This window comes from Cedecea lapagei, from assembly GCF_900635955.1.
In the GTDB taxonomy this organism is placed as follows: Bacteria; Pseudomonadota; Gammaproteobacteria; order Enterobacterales; family Enterobacteriaceae; genus Cedecea; species Cedecea lapagei.
This window is the reverse complement of record NZ_LR134201.1, coordinates 1704250-1722133: the sequence shown is the minus strand read 5'-3', so window position 1 is coordinate 1722133 and position 17884 is coordinate 1704250. Positions and strand designations below refer to the sequence as shown.

Below are 17884 nucleotides of genomic sequence, written 5' to 3'. Positions count from 1 at the left end.
TGTTACAAATAAAATAATAGTAACAACCATTCTCATTACACTAATATAATTAACAATTCCTTTGCATTCAGAAAAATAAATAATTAAAGTAGCGCCATATTAATGCCCCCCATAAATGATGGAGCCTGTGATGCTGAAGACGGAAATGATTGAAAAACTGAACGAGCAGATGAACCTTGAGCTTTACTCCTCCCTGCTCTACCAGCAGATGAGCGCCTGGTGCAGCTATCACAGCTTCGAAGGGGCTGCCGCCTTCCTGCGTCGCCATGCGCAGGAAGAGATGGAGCACATGCAGCGTCTGTTTGCTTATTTAAATGATACCGGGAGCATGCCGCGTATTAACGCTATCCCGTCGCCTTTTTTAGAGTACGCCTCACTGGATGAATTATTTAACGCCACCTACGAACACGAGCAATTAATTACTCGTCAAATTAATGAGCTGGCGCATGCGGCAATGATTTCCCAGGATTACCCAACATTTAATTTCCTGCAGTGGTATGTGGCCGAGCAGCATGAAGAAGAGAAGCTGTTTAAATCCGTGCTGGATAAACTTAGCCTGGTAGGTAAAAGCGGCGAAGGTCTGTACTTCGTTGATAAAGAGCTGGCTACCCTGGACGCACAGGCTTAGTTGCTCTTAGCCAGCAGGCCGTAATGGCCTGCTGCCTCTCTTTTAGTGCAGTGCCCCACCGCTTCGCTGGCTGTGCCAGTAGCCATAAAGCGCAAGAGCAGCCGGTTTAATCGCCTCTATGCTCGCCAGAAATGCCTCCGGCGTCAGGTTTTCAAACTCCGTTTCATTTTCCTCAAGCCCATGCAGCGCAATAGCATCCAGCTCAGGCTGAAGCTCCGCAGGCAGCGCAGGCCAGCTTTCCAGTGAGACTCCGCGCATGTAGCCGTAACACCACTCTTCAACAATCGTAATTTCACGGTTGTCGACTTCGCTGGTGCCAAACAGCGGCTCAAACTGCCCCGGGTATTCTGCCAGGCGCTCCGCAATGTCGTTCATATGCTGGAACACCAGGATATTGAAACGGGTAAGCTCTTCTTCGTTTTCCCATTCGGGTTCAACATCGCCGCCCCATACCGCCCGCAGTACGGTGGCTGGCTCGGTCACTTTGGGCCCGGAAAGGATTGCCGTAAGCAATCCGTCCAGCTCGGCCACATCAATGACCGAATGCGCGGTGCCGTACTTCAGCAGCACATCATCAAGCCAGATAATTTCGTCTTCGTTCAGCGGTCCCTGGGTCATCGGAGGGCTCCTCATATCGCGGTTTTTAAAAAATGTAGCGCATTGTACCCGTTCCTGGCCCGAAGGGTTACGTCCCATTACGCCTCAGTCAGACATTCCACCAGCAACCGGCAGGTCTTGTCGTAGAGGGCTGGATTGCGCTGCAGCATTTGCCAGACGCTGTTATGATCGGCATCTGCCACCGTCAGCAAGGCCTGCTTGCCCTTCCCGGAAGCTGAGTCATACAGCCGCTGAGGAATTGCCTCAGGGATCACGCGATCCTCAGCCGCGCTAATAATCAGGATATTGCCGCTAAAGTCAGCAACGATCTGCCACGCATCGCTCTCCGCCCAGCTGCACGGCTGGCGGATGATAGCTGAAAACTCAGGACCAAAATTTACTTGATACGCCGAAGGGTGATACACGCCGGGCACCATCAGGATCAGCGAACGCAGGGGAACGGACTTGCTCAGCTGCAGCGCGTTGTAAGCTCCCATGCTTACGCCCATACAGCCGGTGAGCTGAGAACCTAAATGCTCTGCTACTGCCCTCGCCTGTTCGGTACGGCCGATCAGCGAGGAGTGAGATAGCTCACCGCCCGTTTCCCCATGACCGATACAATCAAACGCCGTAGTGCCAAAGCCCAGACTCGCCATCAGATGGCGGTATTTCAAACCAGCCTCACGGTCTTTTGAGCCGCCATGGATCATCAGCACGTGGCCTTTGCTGCCGAATATGCTGTCAGCACGGAGCCTGTGGCCCCGAAAATCGACGTCAAAATAGTGCCGGACGGGAGTACTCATATTTTCCCAAAGGTGATGCCAGTCGGTTGCTTAGCATGGCATGCTTTTCGGGAGAGAGGCAGGATATTTTCGGCAGGCAAATCGCAGGCAATAAAAAACCACCCGAAGGTGGTTTACACGACACTGCTTATCATTGATTTTATTCTTTTTATTCCCATGGTACCCGGAGCGGGACTTGAACCCGCACAGCCATAAGCCGAGGGATTTTAAATCCCTTGTGTCTACCGATTTCACCATCCGGGCTCGGGAAGAAATTGGAGGCGCGTTCCGGAGTCGAACCGGACTAGACGGATTTGCAATCCGCTACATAACCGCTTTGCTAACGCGCCAAAATCTTTTGCCTTTTCAGGCGGCAACAGAAATTCTATTGCCTGAATCTGGAGCGGGAAACGAGACTCGAACTCGCGACCCCGACCTTGGCAAGGTCGTGCTCTACCAACTGAGCTATTCCCGCTTTTTGTACAAGTGAACGTTGGTGGCCATTAGGCTAATCACTTGATTTTATTATCATCCGGCAAGCCGTGCTGCCTTTCGATGCGTTGCATTCTACTTACCTGACGCAACGAGTCAATGAAATTTTCTAACACCACGGATCGTTTGCTGAATTTTGCGCCGGATAGATCACGGTTCGAGCAAATCACCGCGTGCCGCAGCAAGATACTGGAACATTGACCAGAAAGTCAGCACCGCCGCCACGAAGAAAAGCGCGATCCCGGCGTACTCGATCCACATATTCGGGCGCCACAGCATGCCGATCAGCGCCAGCATTTGCGCCATGGTTTTAGTTTTACCAATCCACGAAACGGCAACACGGCTGCGCTTGCCTATTTCCGCCATCCATTCACGCAGTGCGGAGATAATGATTTCGCGAGCGATCATCGTTGCTGCGGGCAGGGTTACCCACCAGGCGTGATAGTGTTCCGCCACCAGCACTAAAGCCACAACCACCATCACCTTATCAGCAACCGGGTCAAGGAAGGCGCCAAAGCGCGTGCTCTGGTTCCAGCGGCGCGCCAGGAAACCGTCAAACCAGTCGGTAATCGCCGCCAGCCAGAAGATGAATGCGCACAGGAACGGGGCCCAATTGAACGGCAGATAAAACGCCAGCACAAAGAACGGGATAAGGATGACACGAAACAGCGTGAGCAGTGTTGGGATATTGAATCGCATAGTGCCAGTTAACTATCTGTCATAAGTGGAAATTGTCTCTATGTTGCTACAGAGCCCTTAATGTTTCAACGAGTAGTAGATCTTTTCTGCCAATGCCTGCGAGATGCCCGGCACTTTTGCAATCTCCTCGACAGAGGCATTGATTAACGGTTGCAATCCGCCCATATACTTCAGCAGCATCTGACGACGTTTTGGTCCAATCCCTTCGATGGTTTCCAGCGAGCTTGTGCTTTTGACCTTTGCCCGTTTTTTACGGTGCCCGGAGATCGCATGATCGTGCGAGTCATCGCGGATGTGCTGGATAACGTGCAAAGCCGGAGAATCCGGCGGTAAAGAGAACCCCTCACCTTCCGGTTCGAAAAACAGCGTTTCCAGCCCTGCTTTACGATCGCTGCCTTTGGCAACACCCAGTAATAGAGGGTGGTGTTTGTCCCAGGGCACATCCAGCTCGGCGAATACCGCTTTCGCCTGCCCCAGCTGCCCCTTCCCGCCGTCTATCAGGATCACATCTGGAATTTTACTTTCTTCTATGGCCTTACCGTAGCGGCGACGCAGCACCTGATTCATGGCGGCATAATCATCGCCCGGCGTAATGCCGGTAATGTTATAGCGGCGATACTCAGACCGAAGCGGGCCGTTACCGTCGAAGACCACACAGGAGGCGACGGTTTGCTCCCCCATCGTATGGCTGATATCGAAACACTCCATCCGCTTCACTTCCGGCAGTTTCAGCACCTCAGCCAGCGCTTTCAGACGCTGCTGAATGGTCGACTGCTGAGAGAGTTTCGTTACCAGTGCCGTTGCCGCGTTAGTCCGCGCAAGCTTCAGGTAGCGCGCACGGTCACCGCGTGGTTTGGTTTGCACGTTCACCTTACGCCCCGCCAGCTCGCTCAATGAGTCTGCCAGCAGGGATTTGTCCGCCAGCGAAAAGTCGAGCAGGATTTCCGAAGGCAGCGTGCGCATCTGGCTACCCTGCAGATAGAACTGGCCGACAAACGTCTCGACAACTTCGCTCAGATCGGTGCCCGCAGGCACCTTCGGGAAGTAGCTGCGGCTGCCAAGCACTTTGCCCTGGCGGATAAACAACACGTGCACGCAGGCCATACCTGCATCAAACGATACGCCAATAACGTCAAGATCGTCGCCGGTATTCGAAACAAACTGTTTCTCGGTGATGCGTCTTACCGCCTGAATCTGATCGCGGATCCGGGCAGCCTCTTCAAATTCCAGATTTTTGCTCGCCTCTTCCATCCGGGAAATTAGCTGCGTCAGAACCTGATCGTCCTTGCCTGCTAAGAACAAGCGGACGTAATCCACCTGCCGGGCATAATCCTCTTCCGTCACCAGCCCCGCAACACACGGGCCAAGGCAGCGCCCAATTTGGTACTGGAGGCAAGGCCGGGAGCGATTGCGATAAACGCTGTTCTCGCACTGGCGAATAGGGAACACCTTCTGCAGCAGCGCCAGCGTTTCACGCACGGCATAGCCGTTAGGGAACGGGCCGAAGTATTCGCCCTTCGCATGCTTAGCACCGCGGTGCATGGCCAGCCGCGGATGGCTGTCCGCGCTCAGGAAAATAAAGGGATAGGATTTATCGTCACGCAGCAGCACGTTGTAGCGCGGCTGATAGAGCTTGATGTAGTTGTGCTCCAGCAGCAGGGCTTCGGTTTCCGTATGGGTTACGGTGACGTCTATATGGTGGATCAACGCCACCAGCGCCTCGGTTTTGCGGCTCGCCAGATTCGTGCGGAAGTAGCTGGAAAGGCGTTTTTTCAGGTCTTTGGCTTTGCCAACGTAGATGACCGTGCTGCCGGCATCGTACATACGATAGACGCCGGGCTGGCTGGTCACCGTCTTGAGAAAAGCCCGGGAATCAAAAGTATCACTCACTACTGATTAACGTCTCCGCGTTGAATAACCCGTGGCGAATCGCCAGGTGCGTCAGCTCAACGTCGCCGCTGATATTCAGTTTACTGAACATCCTGTAGCGGTAGCTGTTCACCGTTTTAGGGCTGAGATTAAGCTGCTCAGAGATCTCATTGACCTTCTGGCCTTTGGTGATCATCAGCATAATCTGTAATTCACGCTCAGACAAACTGGCAAACGGGGATTCTGCTTCTGGCGCAATCTGGCTTAAGGCCATCTGCTGGGCAATATCAGAGGCAATATAGCGCTGGCCTGCGTGGACGGAGCGAATAGCATTTACCACGTCCTGAGGCGCCGCACCTTTGCTCAAATAGCCTGCCGCACCAGCCTGCATCACTTTCGCAGGCAGCGGATTCTCGGTATGGATAGTCAACATGATAACTTTGATGTCTGAAGAGTAGCGGGCAATCTTACGGGTGGCTTCCAGGCCGCCGATGCCGGGCATATTCATATCCATTAATACGACATCCACCGGGTTGCTGCGACACCATTTAATGGCATCCTCGCCGCAGTTCACTTCGCCAGAGACTTTAATACCTTTAATCTCTTCCAGAATGCGTCGTATCCCTGCGCGCACCAGTTCGTGGTCATCAACAAGAAGAACGTTGATCAAAGGGCTATTCTCCAGAAAGGGATAACGCTGCTGATAGCTAATTGACCATATATTAGCTTTTTTTGCGCAACATTAAAATCCAAATTGCAGTCAGCGCCTCGTCACCGTCAAAGGAAAGAATATATCTTTACTTTCAGGATAACGTCTGTGGTACACCTCCATTTTCGGAAATCGCCCCTCGCCCTCTTATTCGCTGATTAAAAAACAACTCATTACCCGATCCCCCTTCACTGAGAATAAAATGCTAATTCTCTCGGTTTATTTAACGATAGTTAAACGAGAGGGAAACAAATGATTTTTAATCTCATTGCCGGCTATGACGAATAATCTGCTCGCACCGTTGTTTATTACCGTAAACGCCAGCAGAGGGTCTTGCCGCGTAACATGAATAATTTTCTCAAAGCTTATGGTATACTCCGCCGCCTTATGAATATCACCGTGCGTAATGGCGCGTACTTACTAAGCATTGAGGAAAGTAAATGAGCACTACGGAGTTTTCCACCGCCGAGAACACCAGCGAACTGGCACAAGAAGTCACCTGCCTGAAAACGCTGTTAACCCTGATGCTTCAGGCTATGGGCCAGGCTGATGCAGGCCGTGTTATCCTGAAAATGGAAAAGCAAATCGCTCAACTTGAAGATCGGTCTCAGGCTGAAGTATTCAGTAATACCGTTAAGCAAATTAAACAGGCTTACCGTCAATAAGCCAGGGGCGGCTGGCAGAATCACCTTCGCCAGCCGTCAGCGCCTGCTTTTCAGGCTCAAATAATTCCCATTGCTGCCGCGTAACACGCTATCTGCGTCTTATTTGGCGCGTTGAATTTCTTCTGCATATTCTTCTGATGGAAGTTCACCGTATTCTCGGAAATGGAGAGAATAATCGCGATCTCCGCCGAAGTTTTCCCCTCGCCCGTCCACTGCAAAATCTCGCGCTCGCGCTTGCTGAGCTTCATTCCCATCATTTCTACTGACGGATCGTCGAGCCTCGTTAAGGTCGCCATGCTCAGTTCCGCAATGTAGCCCAGCCTGAGTGCCAGCTCATCTTCAGGCAGTATGTCAGGGCGCACGCTTGAGCGCGACACGGAGAGGAAGCCTGCCGTGCGGTTAGGTGACATCACGCAATGTGTTCTTCCTGCTGCAATGCCATGGTCACGCGCAGCGTCCCAGAGCTCGCGGGCTTCGGCAAACAACGAGTCACTCCAGATTATTTCTCCACGCATGAAATTAGACTGTTTCAATACCGGATCAATAGCAAAGTAATTTTCGGTAACGTACCACTCCAGCCATTTTTGTGGATATGAACTCTGCAAGGATAATTTAGGCCGCGTAAAAGGCACCGGATGCCTGACACACAACGAAAAATAATCAAACTCCAGGCATTGAGTTTGTTGTTGAACTAAAGTTTGTAATTCGCTGGCCTGGGTAATTGACAGGAAAAGTTCGAACGCATCCCGTCGCCAGCTAAAAAAGTCACGTTCCAGCATTATTTCTGGCGTTTCTCCCGGCGCTATATGTATTCATTAATAGAATGTAATACGCTAACACATTTATTAAACTAATTAATGTGATTTATTGTCTTTCCAGCACAATTATTCGGTTTTTACATATGTCAGGAAAAATTTACTGAAGTCTGGCAGGGTTTAACCTTCCTTTTTCACGCTTCGCTGCGCAGTAACAGGCTGCCGGATGACCAAAACCCACCGGCAGTGAAACGGGGCCCATGAGGGCCACCGAATTTAGCGGGAGAGAAACTTATCCAGGAACTGACGAGTACGCGGCTGCTGCGGGTTAGCAAAGAGCTCTTTCGCCGGAGCCTGCTCCACGATTTTGCCCTGATCCATAAAGATCGCCCGGTCAGCAACGTCGCGGGCGAAGCTCATTTCATGGGTCACGATAACCATTGTCCGCTTCTCCTCCGCCAGCTGGCGGATAGTGCTCAGCACCTCCCCTACCAGCTCGGGATCCAGCGCCGAGGTAGGTTCATCAAAGAGAATAACTTCAGGGCGCATAGCCAGAGCGCGGGCTATCGCGACCCGCTGCTGCTGCCCACCCGAGAGGCGACGAGGATAGCTGGTCTCTTTCCCGCCTAGCCCAACCTTCACCAGCAGCTCTCGCGCCCGGGCAATAGCTTCCGACTTCGGCTCGCCCTTAACGATGACCGGGCCTTCAATAATATTCTCCAGCACCGTGCGGTGTGGGAACAGATTGAAGTTCTGGAACACAAATCCCACCTGCTGGCGCAGGGCGCGAATTTTTTCTTTCTGCTTTGCCAGCGACTGCCCGGCATCAATGGTGATATCTCCCACCTGAATAGTGCCGCTTTCCGGCTCTTCAAGCAGGTTGATGCTGCGCAACAGCGTGGTTTTGCCTGAACCGCTGGGGCCGATGATCGCAACCACCTCGCCGGGCTTAACGTCGAGATCGATGCCGTGCAGCACCGTCTGGCCGTGAAATTTTTTCACCAGTTTTTTTACATCGATGGCGCTCATTTCGGCTCCCTGTCCTGGCGATTAAGCTGGTTTTCGAAATAGTTTTGCAGCGTGGAGAGCACCGTCGCCATCACCCAGTAGACCAGGGAGGCAGCGAGATACATGGTAAAGACCTCCAGCGTGCGGGAGGTGATCAGCTGCGCCTGACGGAACAGCTCAGGTACCTGAATTGTGGCCGCCAGCGAGGTATCCTTCACCAGGCTGATAAAGCTATTTCCGAGCGGAGGCAGCGCCACACGAGCCGACTGAGGCAGAATCGCACGACGCAACGTTTGCCAGCGCGTCATGCCGATACTGGCCGCCGCTTCCCACTGTCCTTTATCAATCGAGGAAATAGCCGCCCGCAGCGTTTCGGAAGCATACGCCGCCGTGTTGAGCGACAGGCCAATCATCGCAGAGGGAATCGGATCCAGCTCAATACCAAACTGCGGCAGCCCGTAATAAATCATAAAGAGCTGGGCGATAAGCGGAGTGCCGCGAAAGACAGAGACATAAAAACGCGACAGCAAAGCAAACGGTAAAAACGCGGACAGGCGCATCAACGCCAGCATAAAACCGAGGATCAGCCCGAAGAACATCCCGCCGATACTCAGCTGCAGCGTAAAGACCGCCCCTTTAAGCAGATAGGGTGCTGAATCCAGCACCAGTTGCAAACTTTCTTGCATGGTAATTCCTGATTATTAAATCCTGGCCTGTTCGCGCCGCTTACAGATGGGGATGGTAGGCAAACAGCGCAGGCGCTCCGCCGGTGTGAATAAAGGCGATGGGCCCCTGATCCTTAAATCTCTTTTGTGCCACGCCGTCGATTAACCCGGCCATCGCCTTACCGGTATAGACCGGATCCAGCAAAATGCCTTCAAGTCTGGCCAGCAGTTTTACCGCTTCCATCCCCTCTTCATTTGGCGTGCCGTAGCCGGGCGCAAAGTAGTCATCCCAGAGGATGATATCGCTGTTGGCGCTCACCTCGAGAGAGTGCGCAACGGCCTGCTGCAGCGCGACGACTTTTGGCTTTTGCTGCGCAACGGTTCTTGAAACGGTCACACCAATCAGCTCCACGTCCGGCATCAACTGTTCAAGGCCGACCGCCAGGCCTGCATGCGTCCCCGCGCTGCCGGAGGCAACCACCACGGATGACAGGTTTACCGCATCTTCGCACTGCTGGGCAATTTCCAGCGCGCTTTCGACATAGCCGAGAGCCCCAAGCGCATTGGATCCGCCAACCGGAATAACATAAGGCCGGAACCCCTGCGCTTCCAGACGCGTGGCGATCGCTTCAAGCTGCTTATCCGGAGCGTTCAGCGCCTCGCACATTTCGACTTCGACATTAAACAGATCGAGCAGCAGGCGGTTGCCGTTGGTCAGGTAGTTTTCGGCCTGGGTTCCAATAGGGTTCTCAAGCAGCGCCACGCAGTGCAGTCCGAGTTTCGCGGCCACCGCTGCCGTCTGGCGAACGTGGTTAGATTGAATGGCGCCGGCGGTCACCAGCGTGTCAGCCCCTTCGCGCAGCGCATCTGCGGCAAGGAACTCAAGTTTTCGCAGCTTATTGCCGCCCATCGCCATTGGCGTCACGTCATCACGTTTAATATAGATTTCACGGCCAAGATAGTCCGAAAAGCGCGGTAAATACTCCAGCGGCGTGGGCGCGCCAATAAATTCCAGACGAGGAAAACGCGTTAGGTGATGCAGTGACATAGGGCCTCCTGAGCCGATATCGATATCCAGTTTCATTATGCACCAGAGAGGGGGTTTTCCTCTCTGCGGTAAATAAAAAAAGGTGCTGAAATCAGCACCTTTTCACTGTGATACCGCGTTACTTAGTAACGTCCGCACCGAACCATTTTTCGGACAGCTTAGCCAGAGAACCGTCTTTCTGCATCTCGGCGATGGCCGCGTCGATGGCTTTCAGCAGATCGTCATTACCTTTACGCACGGCAACGCCAGCTTCCTGACGAGAGAACGCATCCCCCGCTACCGCCAGCGTATTGTTGGTTTTCTTCACCAGATCCAGCGCGGCCAGGCGGTCGACCAGAATCGCGTCAATGCGGCCGACGCGCAGATCCTGATATTTGGTTGGGTCATCGTCGTAGGTACGAATATCTACGCCAGGCACGTTTTCACGCAGCCACTGCTCATAGTTACTTCCAAGGCCCACGCCGACTTTTTTACCCTTCAGGTCGGCTGCGGTTTTAATGCCGCCTTCATTGCCTTTTTTCACCAGCGCCTGAATACCGGAGAGAGTATACGGGGTAGAGAAGTCGTATTTTTTCTTACGTTCTTCGGAAATGGTGACCTGGTTTATCACCACGTCAATACGTTTAGAATCTAAGGACGCCAGCATGCCGTCCCACTTGGTCGGCTTGAGCGCCGCTTTGACGCCGAGATGCTGCGCCAGCTGCTCGGCAAACTCAACTTCAAAGCCGGTCAGCTTGCCGTCATCGCCCTGGAAGCTAAACGGCGGATAAGTGCCTTCCAGCCCCACCAGCAGCGTGCCGCGCTCTTTAACTTTATTGAGAAGATTTTCAGCCGCAAAGGTTTTTACGCTTGCACCGGCCACCAACGCTACGGCCAGCACGCCCATCAGCGCCTGACGCCCCATCATTTTTAGCTTCATGTTTACCCCGAATATTTACATTTTTGGGTAGTGTAGCGGGCCGGTCCGGGATAGAGCAAAACCAGTCCGCTACATCTTATGCAAATTTAGTATATATCGGAGGTTGCGCTAATTTCCTGGCGTGGGATCGCATGGCCTTGCAGCTGAAATTGCCAATATTTCCGTAGGGCAATACGGTAATTATTGGTGCTGGTGCGGGGTAGCCAGGCATCCAGCGTCTCGTCGATCAGGCCCTGTAGTAAGCCGGGAAGCGGGACCTTGTGTTCACTCAGATGGTTGCCCAGACGGCGCAGGCGAACCACATATTCGCGAATGGTCCCGTGGCTCATTTCGGTCTGCTCAAACAGATACTGTTTGAAGCCAATAATATCGAAGTAGTTGTTTTGTTCTTTGCAGTGTAAATCACCGCAAAAACGACACAGCGCCATCCACTCTTTCTGTTCGATAAACCAGGTGGCTTCATCAATCAGCGTATCAAGTTGGGCGATGGTGGTCTTATTGACGATCACCCCGCTGCGCGTCAGCGTGATGCGATCAAGCAGCTTACTGCAATGTGCACAATGTGTCTGGGTGTGTTTGAAATCTTTGAGATAGCGGCTTAATGGCCGTCTTTTTGACTGCTGCACCGTCATGATAATTCCCAGGTCGTCAGATAATTGTGCGGCACTCCCTACAACTTACCCAGTTTAGTACGCAAACGCTTGATCGCCTGGCTATGCAGCTGGCTGACCCGAGACTCACCTACATCAAGCACCGCGCCGATCTCTTTGAGATTCAGCTCTTCCTGGTAATAGAGCGTCAGCACCAGTTGTTCACGTTCAGGTAGAGCTTCAATAGCGTCCATCACGCGCTGGCGTAGATTGCTGTCCAGTAATTGCTGTAGCGGGTTTGCCTGCTGGTGCTCCTCGGTGACCAGTTCAATACTATCGCCATGCTCTTCACGCCACTCATCATAAGAGAAGAGCTGGCTGTTATTCGTGTCGAGCAACATCTGGCGATACTCTTCGAGCGGGATCTCCAGCCGCTCCGCGACTTCCGTCTCGGTTGCGTTGCGCCCCAGCTCTTGTTCCAGTTGACCAATCGCCTGTGCCACACCGCGAGCGTTTCGCCTGACGCTTCGCGGCACCCAGTCACGGCTGCGCAACTCATCAAGCATCGCCCCACGGATGCGCTGCACCGCGTAGGTAGTAAATGCCGTTCCCTGCAGGGCATCGTAACGTTCGACTGCATTCAACAACCCGATGCCGCCTGCCTGTAGCAGATCGTCAAGCTCCACACTCGCCGGCAGACGTACCTGCAGGCGCAATGCTTCGTGACGCACAAGCGGTACATAACGCTGCCACAGCGAGTGTTTATCCATTACACCTTCAGCGGTATACAGTGAATTCACGATAAACAGCCCTGCGTTAGTTGAGTTATCGGCATGATTATCCGTTTCTGCAGGGGTTTTAATCGGATGAATAGTGGGTGAAATGGGGGGTTATTTGGGGGTTATCATCAAAAAGTCGAAATTCTGATCGATTATCGATTTATCTCATCTTTTTACAAAAAAACATTATTTTTAATTGCTGGGCATAAACGACATAATTATCTCATTCATTGCGGGAGTTAAATACCTTTCTGCACAACTCATTAACGGTGACGACCGCAGGGTTGCCACGGGCAATACTGCGGTCCGAAATAGCAGTAAACACCATCGCTCCCATACCAATAATGACATCGTTACCAATCTCTGTGTTCTCTTTTACCGCACAGCTCATTCCCAGAAATACTCGTTCTCCCAAACGGCAACGGCCAGCCAGCGTAACGTGACTGGCGAATACCGTGTGCGCCCCTATCGTACAGTCATGAGCAATAACGCTTTGAGCTTGAACAATACAATTATCACCCAGCGTAACATTGCAAGAGATAAAGACACCGGGAAAGATAATGCAACCAGCGCTAATTTTCGTATCTTCAGGAATAAATACCTGTGGATGAATCAAGGTCGCAAGAGGACACTTCGTTATAAATTGCTTAGCGAGCGTTTCACGGACAGAGGGCTCACCGATGGCAATAACTAATTCTACATCGTCATAGACCGCCTCAGAGGAACGAACGACTTTAACGCCCTGCATCTCTTTAGCCGCAATGAAGTCATCGATGATAAAAATCTCACTCCATCGGCCTGCGGAGTTAATCTGTCGGGCCAGGACCAGGACTTCCCGCCCCAATCCACCGCCACCTAAAATACCTAATCTCATGCCACATCATCCGTTAAGAGAGGGGTAGTTGAGTTAGCAATAGGTTGACGAATCAGGGTGATGATACGTTGCAGATCCTCGTCCTTTAGCCCCGGAAAAATGGGCAGGCATAATATTTTTTCCGATACGGCGCTCGCCACAGGTAAAGAGTCAGCCTGGGCAGAAGGTAAATGTCGATACATAGAGAATGTGCTGATCAATGGATAAAAATAACGTCTGGCATAAATGTCATGTTGTTTCAGATAATCATACAAACCATCGCGACTCAACGGATAGCTATCATTAATCAATACCGGAAAATAGGCGTGGTTCCATTCCACGTTGTCCGGAGCACTGAACGTGCTGATTTCAGGAACGTCTGCCAGTAATTCACAATAGCGCCTGTAGATATGCTCTCTTTCATTCAATGCACGATCGATATGCTGTAATTGCACCAGACCAAATGAAGCCTGAACCTCATTCATTTTGGCATTAATCCCTGGCGCAACGACCGTCGTTTCCCCCGCAAAGCCAAAGTTTTTCAGGTAATCAATACGCTGCTTCATTTTGGCGTCCGGACAGATGATCGCGCCACCTTCGAAAGTGTTAAAAACTTTAGTCGCGTGGAAGCTTAAAATTGACAGATCGCCGTATCGCAGTACGCTTTGCCCATCCTGCTTAACGCCAAACGCATGGGCCGCGTCATAAATGACCTTTAACCCCCACGCATCCGCAATCCCCTGGATCCGTTCAACATCACAAGGAATACCATAACAGTGCACCGGTAAAATTGCGGATGTTGCAGGCGTAATAAGCTGCTCGAGTTTATTCGGATCAATGTTGCAGGTAACAGGATCGATATCGGCAAACACCGGCGTTAAGCCATTCCATAGCAATGAGTGTGAGGTGGCAACAAATGAGTATGGCGTAGTGATAACTTCGCCAGTAATGCGCAGGGCCTGCAATGCGGTTAATAACGCCAGCGTACCATTCGAGAACAGGCAAAGGTGCTCTACGCCCAAATACTCGGCCAGTTCCCGCTCCAGACGCTGATGGAAAACGCCACCATTGGTTAGATTTTTATTTTCCCAAATCCGCTCAAGATAAGGAATAAACTCTTCAAGCGGAGGAAGGAGTGGGCTGGTGACGTAGATATTCTTGCTCATGAAGCAACCTGTTACGTAAAATAGCGCTACCGATAGCATAATGAAGCCGATCAAAACCTATCGGCTCAATAAGCACCAATTCTTAGCGCTATTTCCTTAACGGCATGCTGCGTCACTCTGTTGATAATATGCGTACAAAAGCATCCACTTTAGATCCTGTAAACTCATAGTATTTCTGGGTTGTAATAGCCAGATTCCCGGCCACTTCACGGTCAAGGGTTGAGAGGAAAAGACTAAGGTCTTTACCATCAGGACAGACCGTCATCTCCAGCTTCAATGTCGGGATACCGCAGGCAGCAAACTCACGTATTGTTCTGTGGTTGTCGCCACTCCAGTCCTCCCCTGCCCGCTGCGGCAAAACAAACAAATCGGCTTTGATCTCATTGAGTTGAAAAGGCGAAAGTGTTGCGCCACGAACCCTTCTGGTCTCTTTTACCCATGGGCGCCACGGTGCTGGATGCTCACCTAAAAGAACCCAGTCCACTTTCTCTGCCGTCAGCTCAATATACCTGCCCAAAAAGGCACACTCATCGTGGTTTAATTGATCGGGCATACAAACTGCCACTTTTTTGATGCGTTTGACCTCAATGCTCTCCGGCATTGCGCACCAATCTTCTACAAGGGCTGGAGGTAATAACTGCGTGACTATACCGCTTCTTTCTAATTGTCCCTTTTGTTCGAGACTCTCCACCAGCATGCTATCCACAACATCCTTTATCAGGATGCTTTCTTCACCGGCGGGTATCTCGCGTTCGCTTACCAAATATTTCACGCTGCATTTAGACAGCGTTTTGTATCGGCTTATCGCTTGCTTTATTTCGCTACTGATGTCGCCAAAAATCACAATCCCCTGCGGGGATAGGCGCAATATTTCAGTAAAGGAAGGGCAATTATCGAGAAGACAAAAATTGGCTTTTCCCTGCTGCCCGGTGGCTTCGCACAGCTGAATAAATCTGGCGACATTCCCTGCGGAAAAATCTCGCCCTATGACTAAAAATGTCGGTATCCCGGTCTCTCTTACCGGGTTCCAGTGCTGCGAAAGATTTCTCTCTTCTTTAAACAGCGGGAAGCGCAAAGACAGCTTTTTGTTATAAGCAGGGTCATCGCGGAACAGACTCGCGTAACGAGCGATAATACTTTGTTTTTCCTCACCGTAGCGTAAGTCAGCAAAGCTCTCCACGTTTCTGTCTGAAGCCACAATGCTATAAGGTGTCCATACGGCGAAATAACCGCTTTCTCGCACGGCAAGGCAAAAGGCCGTGGTCGTCAGTTCGAGGGAAGAGTAACTCTCGTCAAAGCCGCCGGCGCCTTCCCAGGCCACTTTTCGAAACATAATGCACAGATGACTGAGAGCCGAATAATTTTGGTCGCTCTGCAGGCGCGCCATATAACCTTCATCTCTCAGGTTAGCCCCCCATCCAGCCTGAGCTACCCACTCCTCAGCGCCAAGAATCAATCCGGCACTGAAGACTTGCTGGCTGGTATTAATAATTTTGGGACCGACCAGGCCTACCTCCGGGCGAAGGGTATGGTTGAGAAGTTCTGGTAGCCAGCTGTCTAACACAAATAGCATAGTATTATCGACCAGCAGTAACAGGTCACCACGCGCAGTCTCAATCGCCTGGTTCAACATCCTCGCTGGGTTTTGCGTTTCCGTCGTAACATGCCCCCCGAACACAAGCCGGATAGCTTTCTACAAGATGAGCGATTGCCTGCCGCATCGCTTCATTGACCGTATGGGGTTGAACAATGATGATCTCATAATGCGTCCAAGGCGTAGTTTGAATAAAGCTCACCACACAACGGGTTAACAAAGCTGGCGTATCCCCAGCCAGCATCAGGACGCTGACCATTTCTGCTGAAGGCGATCCATAGCTTATCTTCCACACGCCTGAGGAGGACTTACGCAGCACCTGGGCTGCAACAAATCCACGGTTTGACAAGTACGCCTCAAGGATCTGCTGTTCTTCACGCTCGTTTGTCATGTCAAATATGGCTTCTGGGACAACAGAAACCAGCTCGCTGAAATGGCCCAGAGCAGCAATGTCAAACCGGCTAAATAGTTTGACCGCCAGGTCAAACTCAAAGGCCCCGCTAAAGGCAGAGGAGATTCCGCCCACATCCAGCAGCGCCTGGCGTTCAATAAATCCCCGTCGCAAATAACGATGGGGAGAGCTTAAAAAAAGGTCCAGATTGAAGTCTGGTTTAAACGCTGGTTTATAGCCGCCATCTTGACTCAACAAAACTTCATCAGGATAAATCGCTTTACAGCTTCCGACGGATAACAGCGCTCGTGCGCAAAGCGTTAATCCTTCCGCCGCGTAGGTCACTCCGGCATCAATACAGTGCAACCAGTCAAATGCTGCGCGTTCTGCGTAACGTTGTACACGCCGCTTCCAGTCATGCTCGGCCACGAACTCTACACATTCGTCTGCACTGCAGTTATCCAGACTCTGGCCTACAACCAATACTCTACTTCCCGGGGAGGATACCAGCTGTGGAAGGAGAGAATTCAGCGTCTCGCTAACGGCTTCATGAGACGACTCGTTTTGATTTATCACCACCAGCAGCCGGGGCATCTTCCTGTTTGCGTTCAGAACATCGGGCAATACCGGCAGCGAACGATGTTTTACCCAACCCGCTAAAGTGCTGAGGTACTGGCGCTGTGATAGTTTCCCTGCTTCACGCTGGGAAAGTTGAAGGAATACTTCAAACTGACGGTCTGTTACGGCACGTTGGGTAAGGAAATTTTCGCGAAATTCTCCCATGTGCTGCCGCACTTGATTAAGTGATTCAGGAGTATCGGTTTTGGTAAAACTGTACTCACCATAATCAGACAAAAAGCTCTCATTGAGCGCATATTTTTCATAGCCCTGTGCTTCAAGCCCTATAACAGGACAGCCGCACAGCATTGCCAATATGCATGTTCCTGAAGATTCATAGGTATAAAGCCTGCGTCCTCGCTTTAGCACGGCGGCGAGCTGCTCAAATGACAAAGGATTGCGCATTGACAGCACGGTAATATTTGCCGGCAGACGAGCCCAGTCGATGCGGTCTTCAGGCACGCGGTTGACATACAGAAGATCCCGATCTCTTACACCGCCCTCATCCTGAAAAAGATCGATGTCATAGCTTTCAATTTTCAGTAAATCAGGCGTTGCCTCTTTCTCAGCAAACTCTGCGCGATACCAGAAAAAAAGATCGTCAGGGCCAGCGTCGATCGTATTCCCCGCAATCACGCCTTCACGATTAAGCATATAGCGAACACAAATCGGCGCCGAAAGTGGATTCCCCGAAACCACCTCGGGATAAACAGCGATCCACGGCAGGTCTCCCGATAAGAGCGTCTGATACTCTTCATTGGTTAATGCTGGCGTATTCCACTGCGGGTTAACCGTGCAGCCCACCATCCATGCTCTACCCCCAGCCTCGTTAATGTTATGGCAAAGCCGGTGCATTACCTGAATACCAAGAGAGGATTCACGGTAATTCGGGGCCATTAGGAGGTAAGGATATTCAAGCTGAGGTGACATCTTCATTTCCTGAAATGAGGAACGGCTACGGCTAAGACTCCGCCACCGTCAGGCAAGTTAAACGGCTCACTGGCCGGTATTATGGATATTCTGCCGCAGACAGGATGAACTAAGGGATGAATAACCG

18 protein-coding genes and 3 tRNA genes are annotated in these 17884 nt (G+C 51.6%); 2 read left to right on the top strand and 19 right to left on the bottom strand.

Features of this window, described 5'->3' with window-relative positions; translation table 11 throughout:
• Positions 1–130 precede the first annotated feature (130 nt).
• Complete coding sequence (ftnA, locus tag EL098_RS08390; RefSeq protein ID WP_126355815.1) at positions 131–628, top strand: non-heme ferritin; 498 nt, start codon at positions 131–133, stop codon at positions 626–628.
• Between the two features lie 42 nt (positions 629–670).
• Here the strand turns inward: ftnA and EL098_RS08385 are convergent, their stop codons facing one another.
• The 8 genes from EL098_RS08385 to uvrY form a co-directional block, all read right to left on the bottom strand.
• The gene (locus tag EL098_RS08385) at positions 671–1246 is read right to left on the bottom strand and encodes a UPF0149 family protein (RefSeq protein WP_126355814.1); all 576 of its coding nucleotides are present in this window, start codon (positions 1244–1246) and stop codon (positions 671–673) included.
• 77 nt (positions 1247–1323) lie between these two features.
• Complete coding sequence (locus EL098_RS08380) at positions 1324–2028, bottom strand: alpha/beta hydrolase (RefSeq protein ID WP_126355813.1); 705 nt, start codon at positions 2026–2028, stop codon at positions 1324–1326.
• A gap of 157 nt (positions 2029–2185) precedes the next feature.
• A tRNA-Leu gene (locus EL098_RS08375) sits at positions 2186–2271 on the bottom strand.
• A gap of 12 nt (positions 2272–2283) precedes the next feature.
• Positions 2284–2357, bottom strand: a tRNA-Cys gene (locus EL098_RS08370).
• A 49-nt stretch (positions 2358–2406) separates the two neighbouring features.
• Positions 2407–2482, bottom strand: a tRNA-Gly gene (locus tag EL098_RS08365).
• A 167-nt stretch (positions 2483–2649) separates the two neighbouring features.
• A complete protein-coding gene (gene pgsA, locus EL098_RS08360; RefSeq protein WP_061272101.1) occupies positions 2650–3198 on the bottom strand; it encodes a CDP-diacylglycerol--glycerol-3-phosphate 3-phosphatidyltransferase in 549 nt (182 codons plus the stop codon).
• Positions 3199–3255: 57 nt separating this feature from the next.
• A complete protein-coding gene (gene uvrC, locus EL098_RS08355; RefSeq protein WP_126355812.1) occupies positions 3256–5088 on the bottom strand; it encodes an excinuclease ABC subunit UvrC in 1833 nt (610 codons plus the stop codon).
• Positions 5081–5737, bottom strand: coding sequence for a UvrY/SirA/GacA family response regulator transcription factor (gene uvrY / locus EL098_RS08350; protein WP_126355811.1), 657 nt, complete (start codon positions 5735–5737; stop codon positions 5081–5083). The genes uvrC and uvrY overlap by 8 nt, the downstream gene beginning before the upstream one ends.
• 479 nt (positions 5738–6216) lie before the next feature.
• On the opposite strand from uvrY, the gene EL098_RS08345 reads away from it, so the two are divergent.
• Complete coding sequence (locus tag EL098_RS08345; protein WP_126355810.1) at positions 6217–6441, top strand: DUF2594 family protein; 225 nt, start codon at positions 6217–6219, stop codon at positions 6439–6441.
• Between the two features lie 56 nt (positions 6442–6497).
• Here the strand turns inward: EL098_RS08345 and sdiA are convergent, their stop codons facing one another.
• The 11 genes from sdiA to EL098_RS08290 all read right to left on the bottom strand — a co-directional run bounded on the left by sdiA (position 6498) and on the right by EL098_RS08290 (position 17757).
• Positions 6498–7220 (bottom strand): transcriptional regulator SdiA, encoded by a 723-nt coding sequence (gene sdiA / locus EL098_RS08340; protein ID WP_126355809.1) that lies wholly within the window; start codon positions 7218–7220, stop codon positions 6498–6500.
• Positions 7221–7472: 252 nt separating this feature from the next.
• Positions 7473–8225 (bottom strand): L-cystine ABC transporter ATP-binding protein TcyN, encoded by a 753-nt coding sequence (gene tcyN / locus EL098_RS08335; protein ID WP_126355808.1) that lies wholly within the window; start codon positions 8223–8225, stop codon positions 7473–7475.
• Positions 8222–8890: a cystine ABC transporter permease gene (gene tcyL / locus EL098_RS08330; protein ID WP_126355807.1), complete on the bottom strand. Its 669-nt coding sequence runs from the start codon at positions 8888–8890 to the stop codon at positions 8222–8224. The genes tcyN and tcyL overlap by 4 nt, the downstream gene beginning before the upstream one ends.
• Positions 8891–8930: 40 nt before the next feature.
• Entirely contained in the window at positions 8931–9917 is a 987-nt protein-coding gene (dcyD, locus tag EL098_RS08325; RefSeq protein ID WP_126355806.1) for a D-cysteine desulfhydrase, read from the bottom strand.
• Between the two features lie 118 nt (positions 9918–10035).
• The gene (gene tcyJ / locus EL098_RS08320) at positions 10036–10836 is read right to left on the bottom strand and encodes a cystine ABC transporter substrate-binding protein (protein ID WP_126355805.1); all 801 of its coding nucleotides are present in this window, start codon (positions 10834–10836) and stop codon (positions 10036–10038) included.
• Positions 10837–10922: 86 nt separating this feature from the next.
• Complete coding sequence (gene fliZ, locus EL098_RS08315; RefSeq protein ID WP_126355804.1) at positions 10923–11468, bottom strand: flagella biosynthesis regulatory protein FliZ; 546 nt, start codon at positions 11466–11468, stop codon at positions 10923–10925.
• Positions 11469–11506: 38 nt separating this feature from the next.
• Positions 11507–12226, bottom strand: coding sequence for an RNA polymerase sigma factor FliA (gene fliA, locus EL098_RS08310; RefSeq protein WP_126355803.1), 720 nt, complete (start codon positions 12224–12226; stop codon positions 11507–11509).
• A gap of 202 nt (positions 12227–12428) precedes the next feature.
• On the bottom strand, positions 12429–13079 hold the full coding sequence (locus tag EL098_RS08305) for an acetyltransferase (RefSeq protein WP_126355802.1): 651 nt from the start codon (positions 13077–13079) through the stop codon (positions 12429–12431).
• Positions 13076–14224 carry a DegT/DnrJ/EryC1/StrS family aminotransferase gene (locus tag EL098_RS08300; protein WP_126355801.1) on the bottom strand — a complete coding sequence of 383 codons (1149 nt, stop codon included), beginning with the start codon at positions 14222–14224 and terminating at the stop codon, positions 13076–13078. The genes EL098_RS08305 and EL098_RS08300 overlap by 4 nt, the downstream gene beginning before the upstream one ends.
• Positions 14225–14336: 112 nt before the next feature.
• Positions 14337–15857, bottom strand: coding sequence for a glycosyltransferase family protein (locus EL098_RS08295; protein WP_126355800.1), 1521 nt, complete (start codon positions 15855–15857; stop codon positions 14337–14339).
• Positions 15838–17757, bottom strand: a complete 1920-nt coding sequence (locus EL098_RS08290) for a glycosyltransferase family protein (RefSeq protein WP_126355799.1) — start codon at positions 17755–17757, stop codon at positions 15838–15840. Before EL098_RS08290 ends, EL098_RS08295 begins: the two co-directional genes overlap by 20 nt.
• Positions 17758–17884 lie beyond the last annotated feature (127 nt).

Bases quoted from the DNA above. Each gene is read 5' to 3' on its own strand.
- ftnA (WP_126355815.1), top strand. From the start codon at position 131: ATGCTGAAGACGGAAATGATTGAAAAACTGAACGAGCAGATGAACCTT.
- EL098_RS08385 (WP_126355814.1), bottom strand. From the start codon at position 1,246: ATGACCCAGGGACCGCTGAACGAAGACGAAATTATCTGGCTTGATGAT.
- EL098_RS08380 (WP_126355813.1), bottom strand. From the start codon at position 2,028: ATGAGTACTCCCGTCCGGCACTATTTTGACGTCGATTTTCGGGGCCAC.
- pgsA (WP_061272101.1), bottom strand. From the start codon at position 3,198: ATGCGATTCAATATCCCAACACTGCTCACGCTGTTTCGTGTCATCCTT.
- EL098_RS08345 (WP_126355810.1), top strand. From the start codon at position 6,217: ATGAGCACTACGGAGTTTTCCACCGCCGAGAACACCAGCGAACTGGCA.
- sdiA (WP_126355809.1), bottom strand. From the start codon at position 7,220: ATGCTGGAACGTGACTTTTTTAGCTGGCGACGGGATGCGTTCGAACTT.
- tcyN (WP_126355808.1), bottom strand. From the start codon at position 8,225: ATGAGCGCCATCGATGTAAAAAAACTGGTGAAAAAATTTCACGGCCAG.
- tcyL (WP_126355807.1), bottom strand. From the start codon at position 8,890: ATGCAAGAAAGTTTGCAACTGGTGCTGGATTCAGCACCCTATCTGCTT.
- dcyD (WP_126355806.1), bottom strand. From the start codon at position 9,917: ATGTCACTGCATCACCTAACGCGTTTTCCTCGTCTGGAATTTATTGGC.
- tcyJ (WP_126355805.1), bottom strand. From the start codon at position 10,836: ATGAAGCTAAAAATGATGGGGCGTCAGGCGCTGATGGGCGTGCTGGCC.
- fliZ (WP_126355804.1), bottom strand. From the start codon at position 11,468: ATGACGGTGCAGCAGTCAAAAAGACGGCCATTAAGCCGCTATCTCAAA.
- EL098_RS08305 (WP_126355802.1), bottom strand. From the start codon at position 13,079: ATGAGATTAGGTATTTTAGGTGGCGGTGGATTGGGGCGGGAAGTCCTG.
- EL098_RS08300 (WP_126355801.1), bottom strand. From the start codon at position 14,224: ATGAGCAAGAATATCTACGTCACCAGCCCACTCCTTCCTCCGCTTGAA.
- EL098_RS08295 (WP_126355800.1), bottom strand. From the start codon at position 15,857: ATGTTGAACCAGGCGATTGAGACTGCGCGTGGTGACCTGTTACTGCTG.
- EL098_RS08290 (WP_126355799.1), bottom strand. From the start codon at position 17,757: ATGTCACCTCAGCTTGAATATCCTTACCTCCTAATGGCCCCGAATTAC.